Source organism: Sabulibacter ruber, assembly GCF_017355955.1.
In the GTDB taxonomy this organism is placed as follows: domain Bacteria; phylum Bacteroidota; class Bacteroidia; order Cytophagales; family Hymenobacteraceae; genus Nibribacter; species Nibribacter ruber_A.
The window spans coordinates 264731-281038 of sequence record NZ_JAFFID010000006.1 but is presented as its reverse complement, the minus strand read 5'-3'; the positions used below and the strand labels follow the sequence as shown (position 1 = coordinate 281038).

Sequence of the window (16308 nt, the reverse complement as noted above, 5' to 3'; positions counted from 1 at the left end):
GGCCTACCCCTTCCGAGATCAGCGCCCCAAGTTCATGCAGCTGTTGCAAATCCCTAGGATCATGAGCCGCTTAGTGGGCTTATTCGGCTCAAAGATTCGTTAAACTTGAGCCGAATAAGTCTGCTAATCGGCTCAAGGTACATCATAGGTCTAAAGGACTGGTGAAAATGCCGCTCCCGTTATCCGTTAAACATGCTGTCTTCGTTCATTTGAAAAATGGTCAACCGAGTGTAGTGATCCATCAGGGGAAAATTTTTTCTGACGGGCAAGGAAGGCAGAGTCGCTGCCCAGTTCAATGATAAACTGCTGCAATTGCGCCAAGATAAGACCTTCTAAATCTTTCTCAGAATAGTTGTCTGCCAAACCTAGAAAGTCCAGTACAAAGGGGCCCGGAAAACAACTATGACGGTAGCTTGCTTCCTGCAGTTGTTGTAGATTATGTTGAATAGTAACCTCCTGTAGCTTGGAAATAGGAGTGCGCCCATTTAGCAAAGGTTTTTATTAGTCTTGCAGAGTGCGTAACTCCATTGCTCTAGCTTGCGCATTTCAATATAAAAAACTACGATTCAGCTCATTGTCTAGGTACAGGATGGTCCTGATATGCGTTTAGGTTAATTTTCTACGCACTGCGTAGAAAATCTGCTCATCTTAGGAACCTTGGGAAGGATTGAGAAAGTGGACAGCAAGCCCATTCGCGGATTTCGCAGGGAAGGTTTTATGGACAAAACACATTTAGCTGTATACCCACGTGTTTGCCCAGTGCTGGCGCTTACACCGATGAATCCCAAACATTTAACAGTTCCTGTTTAAATCGAACAGCCTATACTTCATATGCTAACTAGAGTTTTAAATGTCCATTCATTTTTGGTTCGTTCCTCCATTTAGTGTTCTACCTAATACTACAGCTCATCTCTTTTGCTATGCTGCTTAGTACAGTTATTTTCAGCAATCATTCTATTCCAAGAATTTACGGCTGGGTATTTGTCAAGTTTAGTAACAAAAAAACTTGACAAATACCCAGCCGTAAACTTACCTTTGTAGGATCGATCTATGGCCCCAATTAGGAATAACACGGAGAGTAGACTATGAGCATCATGCAGCAAGTAAGGGATCGGATTGAGCAGGCCCAGCCAGGTCAGTTGCTGACTTATGCCGACTTTCAGGTAAATGGAAACCAGTTGGAGGCCTTAGCTGCGGCGCTCAGCCGCCTGACCAAACAAGGAGAGATAAACCGTCTGGCTAAAGGCCGCTACTATAAGCCAAAGGAAACTGTTTTCGGGAAAGTAAAACCATCTGAAAAAGAGATCATCAAGAGCTTGAGCACCTCCAAAGGCAAAGTCAAAGGGTATGAGAGCGGTTTAGGGCTATACAACCAGATGGGCCTGACAACACAGGTTCCCCAAGAGGTGACGCTGATGACACGCAGGCAGCGCCGGGTGGCCAATGTCGGGAAAACAAAGGTAAGATATGTGCAGAGTCCTACCAATTTCAAGGAGTCTGACATTGACAAGCTTCAAGTCCTGGACGCACTGCGCGGTTTCAAGAAGATCCCGGACCGGGACAGTGAGAAAGTTATCCTCATTCTGCTTGAACATATAAAAAGAATAGCCAAACGCGATATGGATCGGCTTTTAGAGCTGGCGCTGGCCTACAACCCCGCTACCCGTGCCCTGCTGGGAGCCTTGCTGGAGCAGTTAGGCTACAGACAGGAAGTGGATAAGCTGAGGGAGTCACTCAACCCGCTTACAAAATACAAATTGGGCATTGGCACTAGCATACTGCCCAACGGGAAAGATTGGGATATCATATGAACCTGCACCAGAACCCGGAGGTGTTCCGGGATGCCATCACGGCCACGGCTGAGGCTCTCCAGATCAGGGACGTATTTGTGGAGAAGGATTACTGGGTGACGCTGGTGCTCTACCGCTTGGCCCATTCCCCCTTCGTGGAGCAGGCTATCTTCAAGGGTGGCACTTCCCTATCCAAAGCCTACAACCTGATAGAACGCTTTTCAGAGGACATCGACCTGGCGATCAACGCGCCTGAAGGCATGGCCAACAACCAAGTCATGCAACTCATCCGCAAAATCTCAAAGGAGATCACAAAGGATATGATAGAGGTCGAAGACCCGTACCGAACCAGCAAAGGCTCCCGCTTCCGCAAAACGCTGCACGACTATGGAGCCTCGTTACAGGGAGATTATGGCCAGGCGACCGACAAGGTTTTGGTGGAGATAAACTCCTTTGCCAGCCCAAACCCACACCAGTTGATGTCGATAAAGACCTACATCAGCCAGTTCTTGGCCCAGCGTAACTTGCTGGACCTGATTCGCCAGTATGGTCTGGCTCCCTTTGAGGTAAATGTGGTGAGACTGGAACGTACCTTCACGGAGAAGGTGCTGGCCCTGGTGCGGGCTTCCTATGCAGAGAACCCGATAGATGAACTAAGCAGCAAGATCCGACACGTCTACGACCTGCACGCCATGCTGAATGTGCCTGAAGTGGGCTCTTTTCTGCACAGTGAGGAATTCTTCGGGATGATTGGGGCCGTGCAGGCTGATGATGCCCGAAACAGCGAGTTTCAAGGGGATTGGGCCAAGCAGCCGCTGGATGCCTGTCTGCTGTTTGCCGATGTGAAGGGAGTTTGGAGCTTGTTGGAGACTGCTTACCAGCGGGAATTGCGCTCCCTTGTGTATGGCGCGCTGCCTGACCCGGAGAAGATTATTGCCGTCTTGGGAATAGTCGCTGCACGCCTTAAGGCACTTAGAAGCAGGAAGAGTTGATTCAGACCTTATGTAGCTTTAGGCTCTGCTTAAGACGAGCAGTTTAGAGTTGCCCCTTCTGATAAAAGGCAAGCAGCAGGCTACAGCCTCCTGTTGCCTCCATGACGCGCCTGGAGATCTGACAGGTTTTTGAGGAAGCTGGTATTGCCATTCCTGTCATTGTTATGAAGATAGGTGTCATTGAACGACAGATCGGGGCGCTATTCCTGAAGACCGCAAGGTGCCAAGCTCTTGCCGTATGAGCTTCACCGTTTTGTGGTAGGACAAAACGCTTAAACAGCATGCTGTCCATCCGTTCCTGCAGGAGGCGCGTACTCCAGCGTTCCTGCAGGCTCAGCTCGGTATAGAATTCCCGTTTGAGTCCGTCCTCCACTGCGGCCAGCAGGCGCAGGTGCGTCCAGCTCAATTGTGTACTCAGTGCGTTCACAATGTGGTCTTCTGGAAAGGTGTCCGCCACGCGGACACAATGCCACAGGTGGCGCTTGCCCAAGCCGCTTCATAGAACTTGGTAAGCTCAGTAGCCAGTGAGACAATGGCATGTTCCCCGAGTACGTTGCCTAGAACTAGAAATATAATTTCCTGTACCTCCAAGCACCCGTATTCCGAAAAGATAATGTTGATAATTGGAGTGCTGCAGGTATTTCAATCAGAAAGTATTTGATTGGATCTCTAATCCAATTTCCGCTCTTTCAGCAACTCTATTTTTTCCCGCTCACTTTGCAGCAAACGCTCATATAGCCTTTTATTTTCTTCAATAACTTCCATCAGTTTTTCAAGTGGATTGAAAGTACAATGATTATTGAAGGTGCTATTACTATGGTCGTTAAAGTTGTTGAAATAGTTTATTGCTGCCTCCTCGCTAAAATGCTTAATCACCTCCGGTGTAACACCCAATACCTTAGCGATTTTCATGAGCATTTCCTCCTCCACAGCCTCACTTGACTCTAAACGGGATACCGTCTGCTGGCTCAGGCCCAGCTCCTGCGCCATGACCTCCTGCTTGATTCCTCTCAACTCCCTGATGCGGCTGATCTTCCTTCCTAAATGTATAGGTTTCGTGGTTGTTTCCATGATGCTAAAAGTAATACCTGACAGCAAGTAACGAAAGTGCAATATAGGGGAAAATTCCCCTTGGGCAGTGGGATTGAAAACGACATATGCACTTGTATTCCTCCCTTCTTTAAGCCAATGAATTAGCCGCCTCCATTTTCAGCTTACAGGGGCTTGCCTTTTCAGAGTTGTTTCCAAGCATCGAATCGGCACCAAGCTCCTCCTTCTATAATCTATTAATTTCGCTGGATTCCTCCACGTATTAACCTTGGGTATTTTACTCAAAACTATGAGTTATATACCCAGGGTTGTTACGGGATTTAGGTGCAAATCACTCAATGACAGAGCCGTCCAGGGACGTTCCGCGAAGCTTCACCTGGTAGGGCCACTGCTCGTCGTTCTCCTCCTTTCCATCGGCCAGATGCTCCCAATGCTCCGTGGGGGCTCCGCTCACCACCAGCCACAGGTGCTTTGTCTTCTCGGGTACTCTGAAGCTCCCGGTACCGGAGTTTGAAGAATATACCTTCCCGTATTCACGGCTGCCGTCCTCTTTCACTGCCAGAAACCCGTACCGCCATCCGGCATTCTGGGTTCTAATCGCCCGGAAACCTTCCGCCCCAACTACCCCCCTGAAGTCGAGCCTCACCTTGGTGCCGGCGGCCGGCACCTGCAGCCTTATCCCATTGTAACCATAGTTCTGCGGGCATTTCTTTTCAGAAACCTGGTACCATCCGTTTCCCAAGGCTTTCAGCGAACTGATATGCTGGTTGGCGTAGTTGCTCGAGACTTTCTCGATACGTGCCAGGTCCCAGGTGATGAATCTGCGGGCCGCATCGAAGATCTCATCATTGAATTTCCGCTGGTTGGTGGAGGTCAACCGCTGATAGGCAATGACGGGGTCCTCTCCTTCCAAAGCCTCCCGCCACAGCTTCCCGATGAAATCAACCCCGTGTTTCTGGGACCAGTACTCGAGCACGAAGGGGGAATGGTACTGGTTGGTCTCATGCAGGAACGCGTAGTGGGTCTTTTCCATAAAACCCTTCAGGTGGTAATTCTCGAAGGTTATCCATTCAGGGTATACCTGCCAAAGCATGAATTGGGAGGTCATCTCGAAGATCGGCTGACCGCCTCCCTTCGGTGCCGAGGAAAAGCCCCATGCCCCATCCGCATGAACCAGGTATTGGAAGGCGTGGCCCAGCTCGTGTGCCAAAGCCCCGTAGGGTGCCTTGGCCATCCGGGAGGGCGGTGTCCAGAGAATCCCCACCTTTTTCTCCTCCCCTCCGCCGTAGGCTGTCCCGTCCTTGCCCCCGAATATGTAGAGCAATACTTTATAGGCATCTGTCACGGAACTCCCCTTCTCCACAAACTTCAGACTGTCAACATAGAACCTGTAGAACCGTTCGCACTCCTCCAGTGCCTCCTCCAGGTTGAACCGTAAGGCGACCTCAGGGGTTTGTGACGGGTTTTCACCCAGCTCCTTTGCCCAAAAGGCGGCGATGTTCTCGGATTGGGCCATTCTCCGGAAGCTGTACTCGCTTTCATCGTCAGTATAGTCATTGCCCTGTGGCACTTTCCATACCTTGCCGGGGAGATACAGCTCTTTTGGAGGGGAGGGCCGATCTGCTCTGGGGAGGCGCGTGGCTGTTGGCGGCATCCCTTGGCCTGACGCAAAAGAGGCTGCAAGCATCCAGATCACGCCTGTAAAGAATGGGGTTTTGATCATCTTTAGAAAAAATGAAAGGCAAAAACGCCGAAGATGAAGTAAAAGAAACAATAGAAGGATGGTCAGGCGCTTCTAAAGCCTGTCTCCTGGGAAGTAGGTATCTTCCGCGTACCTATATATTGTATGATAGGGCATGTGGGCAGGTCAGGAAAAAAAGAAGTACGTCTGGTCCTGGTAATGCAGTGGATCAATACTTCGAAGGTAGATTCCCGGAGAACCCCCTGATTGGTATTAGCGGATGTTTATCCACTGTTATCGTTCCCCGGAGAACAGGACGTATGGTGCCACCCACATTCAGGGTGGCTACCTTCCCCGACATTGCTTCGGTTGCTATGAAAAATCAACCGTACCTCCAATCATCGAAAGAATACAACCTACCCATGGATTCAGGGAAAAAGCCCGGAATGCTGTTCAACCTCAGCAGCCCTTCGCGTGCCATTACCAGACCCGGGATTTCCGAGGCTATAAAACGCCACGACTCCTGCTGAGTAAGACAACTTTTTACATATGCTGACACAGTCGGCGAACAAAGCGTGGTCTTCAGCTTTAAGGCATACCGCTTTGCTTACAACGAAGTCTTTATAATATTGACACAGGTCGAATATCAATTTTGCCACAATGAGATTGGGTTCTGACCGCCATAATTCCTTCATCCGGCTCGCCTTTGACCCGGTTCCCTTTTTGTATTTCTCATGGTTGAAGTCTAACCCCACGCTTTTGAAAATAAAAGCATGCAGAGAGGCATTGGTGAAATCAAGAAGAAAACCTTGCTTCATTTTAAGAAGGCTCTCTAGTTTCTGCTTTTCTGAGGCGGTTAAATCTGCCATACTAATATAGATTTAGGGGAGATCTATTTGATTTAGCCACGTTGCGTTTGGTATCTATTTCATAAAAATGGCCGCAAAACCGGCCCTCTTTTCACCTGCTCACTTCTTTGTTTTAAGCCGGAAAACCGAGATAGAGTAAGGCCTCACACCCACTTCAAAGGAAGGCGCAACCTTAGCTAATTTGGAGGTCCGCGGAACATACTTTTGCGGCGACTCAAACGAGTTCTCCGCCTGATAACTTTCCGCCGACAGAATCACTGCTTCTCCCTCCGGCGACAAGCCAGTCACTCCCTTCAGGTTGATGTTGGTCTGGTAGGGCTCCGGGGAGCCGTTCACCACTTTCACAATGATATCACCGGTATTCTCCTCCACGCCGGAGATGCTGTAGAACATATCCGGGATGGTATAGCTCATGAGAAATTTATCGTTTAAGTAGCAATCCACTTTATTAAGGCCTACTTCCAGGCGGATGTCGTACCACTTGCCGGTCTCTATTTTCTCAGGCAATTTGGTAGAGGAAGACAGGTTGGCGACTTCGGTGCCTTCCGTGACCTGCTCAAAGACCGCGTACTGGTTCCAGTAAGAGCCTATGTGCGCCCGCATCTGCGTTTTGCCGCCATCTTTCACCGCAAACGGAATGATGAACGCATTGTACCCGCTGAGTTTGCGGCCCTTCAGTTTGAGGGTGTAGGTGTCGTAGGATTTGTCTTTGAGCCAGGCAAAAAGCTGCGCGCCCTCGGCAGTTTGGCCCATGGCACCTTCTTTCACGTCCCAGGTGCCCCGCACTTTTTCCCACTCATCTTCGGCCTTCTCAAAGTTGCTGCTGTACACCACCTTGCCATTTTGGATGACCTGGAGGTCTTTGTACTCGGTCTGGGTGTCCCAGGTACTGAGGCCGATGCCCCCGGCGAAAGCCGGCTTGGTTACCTGGGCGGGCTGCACCTGAACCGTGGTGGCCAGGTTCTGGTCGGCGCGGTGCTGGTTCATCATCTGGATGGCATAATATGAAATTCGCGCGAAGCTCTGCGAGTTATTGAAGTTGATCAGGTTCACCGGCCAGTCCACATCGTTGGTATTCACCAGCAGCGGGGCATAGCTGGACATGGTCACCAGGTCACCGTTGCGCTCCATGGCCAGGATGTACACCGCGTCATTCAGGGCTGCGAGCATGTTTCCGCTGCCCACGCCCGCATTGGTGGCGTATTCGCCCACGTACAGTTCCCAGTCGCCGCGTTTGTAGTTGTCGAAGTGGTCGTAGTTGTTCATGGCCCAGTATGCCGATTTGTAGGCGTGCTCATCGGCGATGTCCAGCTTCTTCATCCCGTCCAGGGTATGCCGGTTCACGTCGGCGATGCCCATGCTGGCGATCACCTTCAGGTCCGGGTACTTGGCTTTGATCGCGTCGTAGAACAGGTTGAACCGGTTGGCGTACCAGGGGCCGTGCTGCTCGTTGCCTACCTCCACGTACTTCAGCGGAAAAGGCGCAGGGTGCCCGTTTGCGGCTCTTACTTTCCCCCATTTGGAATCAGCAGGGCCTAAAGCATATTCAATGGCGTCCAGTACATCGGCAATCACCTCGGGTAATTGGGCATCGGGAAGAAAGGTGCCGCTCCTGAACTCACAGGCCACGCCGGCATTGAAGACGTACATGGCATCGGCGCCGGTGTCCTCGCAGAACTGCAGGAACTCATGGTAGCCCAAGCCGTCGCTGGACCAGTAGCCCCACGGACTGAAGGTGCCCGGTCTTTTCTCCACCGGCCCTAAGCTCTGTTTCCAGTTGGGAGCGCTCTCCACGGTGATGCCTTCCACGAAACAGCCGCCCGGCCATCGGATAAAGGAGGGCTTAAGGTCGGCCAGGTACTGCGCCAGATCGGGTCTCAAACCGTTCTCCCGGTTCTTGTAGGTTTCAGCGGGGAAAAGCGAAACGAAGTCCAGAAACAGCGTACCGGAACTGCCGAAGCTAATGACGAATTTGGCTTTGGAATCAGAGGCTTGGGCCACTAGATCACAGCTTAACTTTTGCCAGTCTCCGGTTTTGAACGGGTTTTTGAATATGTGGCTGGCCAGTTTTTTCCCGTCTTCGCTCTGTAAGGATACGGTCAGCGGCCCCTTGTATTTCTTCTCAGACCGGGCGTAGAAATTGAGCTTGTAGGTTTTGCCCTGATCCACCTTGATGCCCCAGAACCCTTCATTGACCAGATCGGCTTTGCCCGCTTTCTCCAGATCGGAAACCGTTACCTTCAGCGAGTTGGGTGAAGCCTCGTTCAGGGGCTTATCCTGTGATAAGGCCAGCGTCATGTTGGCTCCACCGCTGGTCAGGCTGGACCAGGCCGGCCAATCGGATTCCAAGGTCCAGGGCATTTTCCAGTCGCTGGACTGTCCGTTGGGCAGGTTGTAGTGCGGCGCCGGATTAGGGACCAGGAACCCGTTTTGCAGGGTGGTGCCTTTGGGGATACGTACTTCCTCAAACCCTCGGTTCTGGATCAGCTCGCCATACAAGCCGCCTTCTCCCCCGTGGCTGATTTCCTCAAAGAAGATCCCGTGCAGCGTAGGCGAAACCTTCTTTTCCAGCTTCGTAGCATCAATGGTGATAGAGGCCTGCCTTTGCGCGGTACTTGGATAACCAACCAACAGGCAAGCTGAAGCTAGGAGCCATTTCTTCATGGTAGAACCGATTCCACCGGTAATAAAATACGGTTTAATTATCATAATGCACCTTAAATCGATTTGGTTTTATCGTTGGAGAAGTTGCCCTTTGTATTAAAATCACTAAAGTCTTCCTGCGAACCAAAACACGCTAGGGCTATAAGTACTACCATCAACTTAGTGGGACAAGGACAGAAAGAAGCAGGGATTGTAATTGTCATCTTGCCCTTCAGCCTCTTTGAGGGAGGATTGGGCTTTAGTGGACATAAAGAGTTAACATGGAAAGAGTCGAAGAAGCTGGAATGATACCCCTCCGGCTACTTGCGTACCGCGTTGGTCAGTTTTACCGTCACCGTATGGGTCCCTGCCTGATTGAACCTGATCTCGAAAACAGGGTTGATGTTTACCCCTATATCAGTGGCGGCCCCGTCAATGCGGTAATAGTTCAAAAAGCCGTTTGTGGAAGAAACCAAAGGGAATGGAAACACGGGGGGGTATTCCCACTCCAACGAGGTGGGCGTTTTCACGACCTTGTAGAAGGTATTCATCAAGCCAAAGTGCCCTCTGAATGCCCGAGGATATACCTCGCCGGCCTCCGGGTTGAAGGGAGTACCGTTTTTGTCCACAAATTTGAAGATGATTTTGTTTGGCCCGGTTACATCCGTTTCCACCTTGATATTCAAAGGTTCACTTATCCCGGTAAATACTTCTCCCGTCATGGTGGAGGTAGACCAAGCAGTGTATCCCAACGTGTAAGGAGCGGATTCCCTTATGACGATATCACAGGCATCTTTTACCACCCTAGTACCGGCGATATTGGACACTTCCACATCGATTGTATAGGTCCCCGGCGATACCCTGCTGGAAGCGGAAGTCACCTCTATCCGCCCCCCTATCTCGTTCACGGACAGAACCGGCCTCTTTTCAACTGTTAACTTTTTGTACAGTAGGTCCAGGGTGGAGTCAGCAGGGGTTACATTCGCCTTATACGTCTGCATTTCAAACTCTTGCAACAATTCATCTGCCGGTGCCCCGGTGGCCTTATTCCGCACGGCCAGTAATTTCACCTTCACCGGCTGGGTTGATCCGTCCAACTGGATTGGAGGGGAAAAGGAGTTCACTCCCTGCCCTGCCACAAATGGGTTAGGCCTATAATAAAGGTGGTCGCTGAGAAAGCCCTCCACTTCGGGCTCGCAGGCGAGCAACCCGGTACCTATTGCGGCTATTGCGGCAAAAAAATATATTAATTTAGGAAACCGTTTCATACGATCTGACAAGTTAAAGTCCAATGTATTTGTTGTGGAGATGGTAGCTTCAAAACCATTTTCTACCAACCCAATTCTTGCTTATCCCCTAGGTAAGCTTCTACTGAAGACCTTTCCCAAGACAAGCACCGTTTCCCCATACCTGTGACTGAGCACCAGGACAAAAGAAAGGCTGATCAGGGGGACGCCAGCAGGGTAGCCGCAGGTTTAGAAGCGAACAAAAGTGTGCGTATTCACCAAGACATGCAGCGTGCCACCCGAGCCTGATTGGATATCAGAGGTTTGCACCAGCACAGTCCTGTCCAAGTTGGGGTCATTGGGCTCCACGGGCACCCCCGGCACATCCAACTCGCCCCTTACTTTTATGTAATTGAGGAAATACACCGGAGCGCCGGACCACTGGTTATAATTGATGTTTTGTATTTTCCGGATGGCACACGGGGTGTTCCCTAAACTCGACAATGCCTGCGGGCTCTCTTTAGCGGTAGCAAGGGTATGGGTACCGGTGAAGAGGTACTGCCTGATAGAGTCCGCCGTCACATCCTGGTACATGTCGGCCAGCGTATAGGTGTTGGCTTCGTTCTCCCGCTTAACCTGGGCATCCCGCAGCAGAATATAACGCCTGATGGAAAAATCACTGGGCGCGAAAAAGGTGGTGCCCGGGCGGTTTATCTCCTCTTTCAATCCATAGTGGTCCACGACCATCAGCAGCGTGTCGAACATCTGCCAAGGATGCTGTTTCAGGTAATCATAAGTGGAAAGTGATGTTTGGTTGCTGTGCACCCCTTCATCGGTCAGGTAGGATTCCTCCTCGCAAGAGGACAGGGCGAACCCGGCACATAACATCATCCAAAAGAATAGAGTATTGATTTTTTTCATGGCTTTGACTTTGAGGGTTGGGCTACATTCTGCTTGTCCAGAAGGGGGTTTGCACTAATTTCGGGTTGCTCCGCAGCAGGATGGGGTCAAGGGGCCAGTAGTATTTCCCTGCGGCAAAATCCGTTTCACTGATTCGGCCCTCCCCAAACTTGAGTAAACCTGTTCTCCGCCCTAGGCGCACCAGGTCATAGAAGGTATGGCCCTCCAGAAACAACTCCCGCTGGCGTTCTTCCATTACCGCCTCAAAAAGGTCTGCCTCCTCGCCTGACCATTCCGGCAGGCCGGCTTTGGCCCGGATCTCATTCAGAATCTGGCGTGCTTCCCCGTTCCGGTCGGTGGCCGCCAATGCCTCAGCCTCTAACAGTTTTATATCCGCCAGACGGAATACAATGATATTGTTCTGGGCAATAGGCATCGTCTGGTTGGCCTGCGTATACACGATATTGGCATACTTAATCGAGATGGGGTCGGTCGTTCCCAGGAAGGCGAACCCATTCTGCAGGCGCAGGTCGGCCGGATCGCTGTAGAGCTCGTTCAGATAGCCGCTGTTCAGGGTGAATTCCGCATTCCCGGAGTTGGTAGACAGGTAAGGGGTTTTCAGGGTTCTGAAGGCGATGGACCCTGATCCCGCGCTCTCATTGGGGTCGCTGGAGGCAATCTCGAAGATGCCTTCCGGGGATTTCCCCTTGAAGATGGTCAGGTACTGGCTTCTGTCCACGAGGGAATATAGGTTGCTTTCCGTTACCATAGCCGCGGCTTCTGCGCATTTTTGGTAATCTCCCTTCCAGGCGTACACATGTGCCAGCAAGGCGTAGGCCGCTCCCTTGTTGGCCCTTACCGCTCGGTTATTCTGGTCAGGATGCGTCATTCTCAGCAGCGGGAGGGCTGCCGCCAAGTCTTTCACGCATTGGTCCAATACCTCCTGTTCAGTGGCTCGGGACAAGTGCTCTGCTTTTGTGACATCCACCGATTCAAGCACCAGGGGTACGCCTCCCCATACCCTTGCCATGTAGAAGTAACTGAACGCCCGCAGAAAATACGCTTCCCCCATCAGGTGATTCCGGGCCGCTTCCGCATCAGAGGAGGTGAACTCCTCCAGGGGCACAGTGGGCAGGAACTTCATACATCGGTTTGCCTGGTCTATGATTCTGTAGAAATTGTTATAACTGCGCAATTGCACCATCGGGCTGTTGATATCCGAGATGCCCAATGACCAGTTAACCCGGCCCACGTCCCCGAAGGTCCAGCCCCCTAACGTAGACACGAACTCCGCCGTGGGCAGGTCACCGTACGCAAAATGGGCCATCCCGTCCGCTGCATACAAGGCTTTCCGGGTCAAGGCATATCCTGCCGCCACGGCGGCATCCGCTTCCTTCTCATTCTTCCAGAAATTGGAATCGGTCGGGGAGCTGATAGGAGCCAGGTCCAGGAAATCTTTGCACGAGGACCCGAGCAGCAGGAGGACAACTAAGAATAACTTTATTTGATGGTGTATGAGGTTGGATCGCATAACGGCTTCTGTTAAAAGGTGAGTTCAAGTCCCATCATATATTTCTTCGGGATAGGATAGTCATTACCGGAGGAGTAACCATTGGGCTCCACTGCCTCCGGATCCGGCACCGTGGCATTGGACCACACATATACATTGTCCACCAACCCATAAATCCGCATGCTCTTCATCTTCAACTTGCTCGCCAAGGCAGTGGGGACGGTATACCCCAGGCGGATGTTCTTCAAGCGGGTGAAGCTGGCATCCTCCACAAAGTAGGACTGGCCAATGTGGTATTTGTCCACCCTATTGGTGATAAGGCCAGGATATTGGGCTATGTCGCCGGGGTTTCTCCAGTAGGTGCCGTTGGCCAGCTTAGAGGCGGGGCCGGAGTTCGGTCCCCAAACGCTGTAAGGCTCATTTGTGCCGGCATCCTGCAGTTTATCGGACAGGTACCCATTCCAAAGGCTCCTGCCCCTGATAAAAGTAATGAGCACATCCAAGGTAAACCCTTTATAGGAGAAGGAGTTGGTCATCCCCCCGGTCACATTCGGGTTGGGGCTACCGGCCGGGATCTTGTCCAGGTCATCGATGATATAGTCTCCGTTGATATCCCTTCTCGCGGGATCCCCGGCGCCGAATTCGGCCCCTCCATACCAACTGAGCCTTCTCCCATTGAGCGGATTGACCGGCACATCCTCGTCGCGGGCGTAAATCCCTTCCACATCCCAAACAAGGAAAGGGAACAGCGGCTGCCCCACGTTCAGGGTCCGCATCATCCAAGGAGGCCCGAAGGTGAATTCCCGGCCACCAGGCAGGTTGGTCACATAATTCTTGTTGTAGGCGATATTGAAGTTCGTGCTCCATTGCAGCGGTGACAAGGGTGGCAGGTTGTTGGTGTTCAGCACCACCTCTACCCCTGAGTTCCGCACATCCACGTAGTTATCGCTGATGCTGGTGTAACCGGTGGTGGCGGGCACTGGCACATCAAAGACCATGCTTTTGGAATCCCGCACGTAGAAATCCGCGGTAATCGATACCCGCTCTTTGAAGAGATGCAGGTCCACCCCTAAATTATACTGGGGGCTTCTCTCCCAGGAGATATCGGTGGAGGCGGCGGCGTTCTGATAATTAGGATAGGCCACTGTCGTGCCGTTATAGGTGGTCATGGTTTGCCCGTTGGCAAAGTCCCCGTTCCCCAGGCGTCCGGTGAAGAAGCTGGCGTCAGAGGTAAGCGTGAGGTACTGGGCATAATAGCTTCCGGGGTCTAAGCCTGTTATCCCATAGCTGCCCCTAAACTTCAGGTATGGCAGGAAGTGGGTCAGGCTGCTGAAGAAAGGCTCCTCGGACACAATCCAGCCCGCCGAAATGGAAGGAAACTGGCCCCATCGGTTGGATTTACCGTATCGGGAGGAAGCATCCGCTCTCCAGTTCCCCTGGAGGATGTAGCGCTCTTTGAACTCATAGCTGAGTCTTCCGAAATACGAGAGGCGGGAGCGCTCCACAACACTGGAGTTTCCTGACAAGTTAGAGCCAGGCGGTACTCCCTGTACCGTTTTAACCGCATCTATCGCAATGCCATTTCCCCTTGTATAAATGGAGTTCCCTACCGCCTTTTCCGCGCCCTGTCCGAGTAAGGCGCTGAACGTATGGTTTTCTCCCAGTTTTTTATCATAGGCGAAGTAGTTCTCAAGCTCCCATCTCCGGTTCTGGTATACAGTGCTGATCGCATCATTCCGGCCGAAGTTCAGCACCCCCGGGATAAACTGGTCTCTGGAGTTCGTATTGAAATTGTAGGACAGGGAACTTCTGAATAACAAGCCGGGCAGTAATTTTACCATTACCTGGGTGTTCCCATTGAGGGAGGTTGACCGGTCATCATCCCGGAGATCATCATACCTCCCAGAGTAGATGGCTTTTTCTTCTTCCCTGATTTGCCAGAAGGAAGAAGGGAAGCCCCAGGTGCTGAAAGGATAGCGCGCGGCATCGCCGGATCCGTGTTTTGCTTTGGTGAACCCCAGGAACAGGTCCTGCGTCACCTGGATTCTGTCGGTCGGGTTGAGCTGCAGGAACAAACGGGGGGTAATCCTTTCGATGCCATAGCCAATCATCACCCCTTCTTCGGTGTACCGGTTGAAAGACAGCCGGTAAGAATAAGTATCATTGGCCCCCATGATGCTGGCATCCACATTGCTGATGATGCCTCTCTGCAGGAAAAGCCCCTGCCAGTCCGTGTTGTTATTGAAAGCGGGGTTTAGGCTGTCGGTCAGCATGGGGCTAAGCTCACCATTGGAGAACCGGGTATAATCCCCACCCACCCTGAGCAAGTCCATTTTCATCCTTCTTTCGGCTGCCCCTACGATAATAGGCTTCATGGCGGGCTGGTCGGCGATGCCCATGTAGGTTGAAACCCGTATCTGCGGCGCCCCGCCCCGCGGACGTTTCGTTTTGATGATGATCACGCCATTGGCTGCCCTCGCCCCATAGATAGAAGAGGCAGAGGCGTCCTTCAGCACGTCGATGGACTCGATGTCGTTAGGGTTTATGGTAGCCAGGGGATTACTGTTGCCATAGGATTGTATGATGTCATTCACATCATACACAATATTATCAATCACATACAAGGGAGCCCTTATACCATCGGGATTCAAGTTGCTGCTTCCTCGTATGTTGACGATATTGTTGGCCCCCGGTTCCCCCGAAACACTTAGGACCGACACCCCTGCCACTCTACCCTGCAGCATGGCATCGAACGTTGGGTAAGGGGTATTTTCTATGTCTTTGCCTTTGATGGAAGCGATGGCACCGGTGGTTTTTTTCCGCTCAATGTTCTGGTACCCGATCACCACTGCCTCTTGCAGCACATTGGTGTTCGCATCCAGAAAAACCTCTACCGTGGATTTCCCCTTCACGGGCAGAGTTTTGCTTGTGTAACCGACGTAAGAAAAACGAAGGAGGCCATCCGGATTCTTCAGGGTGATGGAAAAGGCACCTTCCAAGTCGGTTGCGACCCCATTCGTGGGGTTACCCTCCTCCACTACCGATACCCCGACCAGCGTTTGCCGGTTTTCACTGTCTTTGACAACGCCCTTGATTTGTCTTTGGGCAAATACCTGCTCCTGCACCAGAAAGAGGAGTAATAGCGGCAGTACTATTTCCCAGCCGCGCCATTTAGTAGATTTTTTTATCATATGCTAGGATCTTGGAGATAAGTAAAGGGTGAATACACTTGTAAATACTTTATCAATGGAATCCTCCTAAACCATAGGGGTACTGCTGCGCCTGACCTCTGGCAAAAGGGAGGGATATAGGATAAAAATCAGGAAAATCGTTACGGCACCTTAAGTCTGCGAAAGACTAATATTTAATGCGATAGACTAGTATTCAAAAAGAAATGCAACCATAAGAACCTAGGGAATCCTTCCTTTGCTTACCTCATTATGATGCAACTAACCAGCAAGGCATGGAATAGGTCAACAAGCACGCTGGCTGTTCATTAATTTATGCACGGCACCATTCCTGGTGTCCTTCCCTTCGGGAAGGGCAATCAGAAACCCTACAGAGGAATTACCTAGGTTATTGCAATGGACACTATTAGAAGACATTCCCTACCTAACCGGGCTTGAATTACTTCAATACCTTGTGTG

At 51.4% G+C, this 16308-nt stretch carries 12 protein-coding genes; 2 read left to right on the top strand and 10 right to left on the bottom strand.

The genetic code is table 11. The features are described 5' to 3' along the window. Nucleotides 1–186: 186 nt before the first annotated feature. Nucleotides 187–492, bottom strand: coding sequence for a PDDEXK nuclease domain-containing protein (locus JT719_RS23000; RefSeq protein ID WP_207436109.1), 306 nt, complete (start codon nucleotides 490–492; stop codon nucleotides 187–189). Nucleotides 493–1085: 593 nt separating this feature from the next. Between JT719_RS23000 and JT719_RS22995 the strand changes: the two genes are divergently transcribed. Together JT719_RS22995 and JT719_RS22990 are read left to right on the top strand one after the other, a co-directional pair. Continuing rightward, complete coding sequence (locus tag JT719_RS22995; protein WP_207436108.1) at nucleotides 1086–1811, top strand: type IV toxin-antitoxin system AbiEi family antitoxin domain-containing protein; 726 nt, start codon at nucleotides 1086–1088, stop codon at nucleotides 1809–1811. Continuing rightward, a complete protein-coding gene (locus JT719_RS22990) occupies nucleotides 1808–2782 on the top strand; it encodes a nucleotidyl transferase AbiEii/AbiGii toxin family protein (protein ID WP_207436107.1) in 975 nt (324 codons plus the stop codon). The genes JT719_RS22995 and JT719_RS22990 overlap by 4 nt, the downstream gene beginning before the upstream one ends. 43 nt (nucleotides 2783–2825) lie before the next feature. On the opposite strand, the gene JT719_RS22985 is transcribed toward JT719_RS22990, so the two are convergent. The 9 genes from JT719_RS22985 to JT719_RS22945 all read right to left on the bottom strand — a co-directional run bounded on the left by JT719_RS22985 (nucleotide 2826) and on the right by JT719_RS22945 (nucleotide 15852). Further along, nucleotides 2826–3272, bottom strand: coding sequence for a DUF1016 N-terminal domain-containing protein (locus tag JT719_RS22985; RefSeq protein WP_207436106.1), 447 nt, complete (start codon nucleotides 3270–3272; stop codon nucleotides 2826–2828). A gap of 179 nt (nucleotides 3273–3451) precedes the next feature. Beyond that, nucleotides 3452–3853 (bottom strand): helix-turn-helix domain-containing protein, encoded by a 402-nt coding sequence (locus tag JT719_RS22980; RefSeq protein WP_207436105.1) that lies wholly within the window; start codon nucleotides 3851–3853, stop codon nucleotides 3452–3454. Nucleotides 3854–4163: 310 nt separating this feature from the next. Continuing rightward, entirely contained in the window at nucleotides 4164–5486 is a 1323-nt protein-coding gene (locus JT719_RS22975) for a DUF6055 domain-containing protein (protein ID WP_242693436.1), read from the bottom strand. Between the two features lie 455 nt (nucleotides 5487–5941). Further along, nucleotides 5942–6382, bottom strand: coding sequence for a hypothetical protein (locus JT719_RS22970; RefSeq protein ID WP_207436103.1), 441 nt, complete (start codon nucleotides 6380–6382; stop codon nucleotides 5942–5944). Nucleotides 6383–6481: 99 nt separating this feature from the next. Further along, on the bottom strand, nucleotides 6482–9091 hold the full coding sequence (locus tag JT719_RS22965) for an alpha-L-arabinofuranosidase C-terminal domain-containing protein (protein WP_207436102.1): 2610 nt from the start codon (nucleotides 9089–9091) through the stop codon (nucleotides 6482–6484). Nucleotides 9092–9345: 254 nt separating this feature from the next. Beyond that, nucleotides 9346–10164 (bottom strand): DUF5007 domain-containing protein, encoded by an 819-nt coding sequence (locus JT719_RS22960; RefSeq protein ID WP_207436101.1) that lies wholly within the window; start codon nucleotides 10162–10164, stop codon nucleotides 9346–9348. A gap of 336 nt (nucleotides 10165–10500) precedes the next feature. After that, on the bottom strand, nucleotides 10501–11172 hold the full coding sequence (locus JT719_RS22955) for a hypothetical protein (protein ID WP_207436100.1): 672 nt from the start codon (nucleotides 11170–11172) through the stop codon (nucleotides 10501–10503). Between the two features lie 22 nt (nucleotides 11173–11194). After that, a complete protein-coding gene (locus JT719_RS22950) occupies nucleotides 11195–12682 on the bottom strand; it encodes a RagB/SusD family nutrient uptake outer membrane protein (protein WP_207436099.1) in 1488 nt (495 codons plus the stop codon). A gap of 11 nt (nucleotides 12683–12693) precedes the next feature. Next, entirely contained in the window at nucleotides 12694–15852 is a 3159-nt protein-coding gene (locus tag JT719_RS22945; protein WP_207436098.1) for a SusC/RagA family TonB-linked outer membrane protein, read from the bottom strand. Nucleotides 15853–16308 lie beyond the last annotated feature (456 nt).

Excerpts from the sequence above, each read along its gene's own strand:
- JT719_RS22995 (WP_207436108.1), top strand. The coding sequence starts at position 1,086 with ATGAGCATCATGCAGCAAGTAAGGGATCGGATTGAGCAGGCCCAGCCA.
- JT719_RS22990 (WP_207436107.1), top strand. The coding sequence starts at position 1,808 with ATGAACCTGCACCAGAACCCGGAGGTGTTCCGGGATGCCATCACGGCC.
- JT719_RS22980 (WP_207436105.1), bottom strand. The coding sequence starts at position 3,853 with ATGGAAACAACCACGAAACCTATACATTTAGGAAGGAAGATCAGCCGC.
- JT719_RS22975 (WP_242693436.1), bottom strand. The coding sequence starts at position 5,486 with ATGCCGCCAACAGCCACGCGCCTCCCCAGAGCAGATCGGCCCTCCCCT.
- JT719_RS22970 (WP_207436103.1), bottom strand. The coding sequence starts at position 6,382 with ATGGCAGATTTAACCGCCTCAGAAAAGCAGAAACTAGAGAGCCTTCTT.
- JT719_RS22965 (WP_207436102.1), bottom strand. The coding sequence starts at position 9,091 with ATGATAATTAAACCGTATTTTATTACCGGTGGAATCGGTTCTACCATG.
- JT719_RS22955 (WP_207436100.1), bottom strand. The coding sequence starts at position 11,172 with ATGAAAAAAATCAATACTCTATTCTTTTGGATGATGTTATGTGCCGGG.
- JT719_RS22950 (WP_207436099.1), bottom strand. The coding sequence starts at position 12,682 with ATGCGATCCAACCTCATACACCATCAAATAAAGTTATTCTTAGTTGTC.
- JT719_RS22945 (WP_207436098.1), bottom strand. The coding sequence starts at position 15,852 with ATGATAAAAAAATCTACTAAATGGCGCGGCTGGGAAATAGTACTGCCG.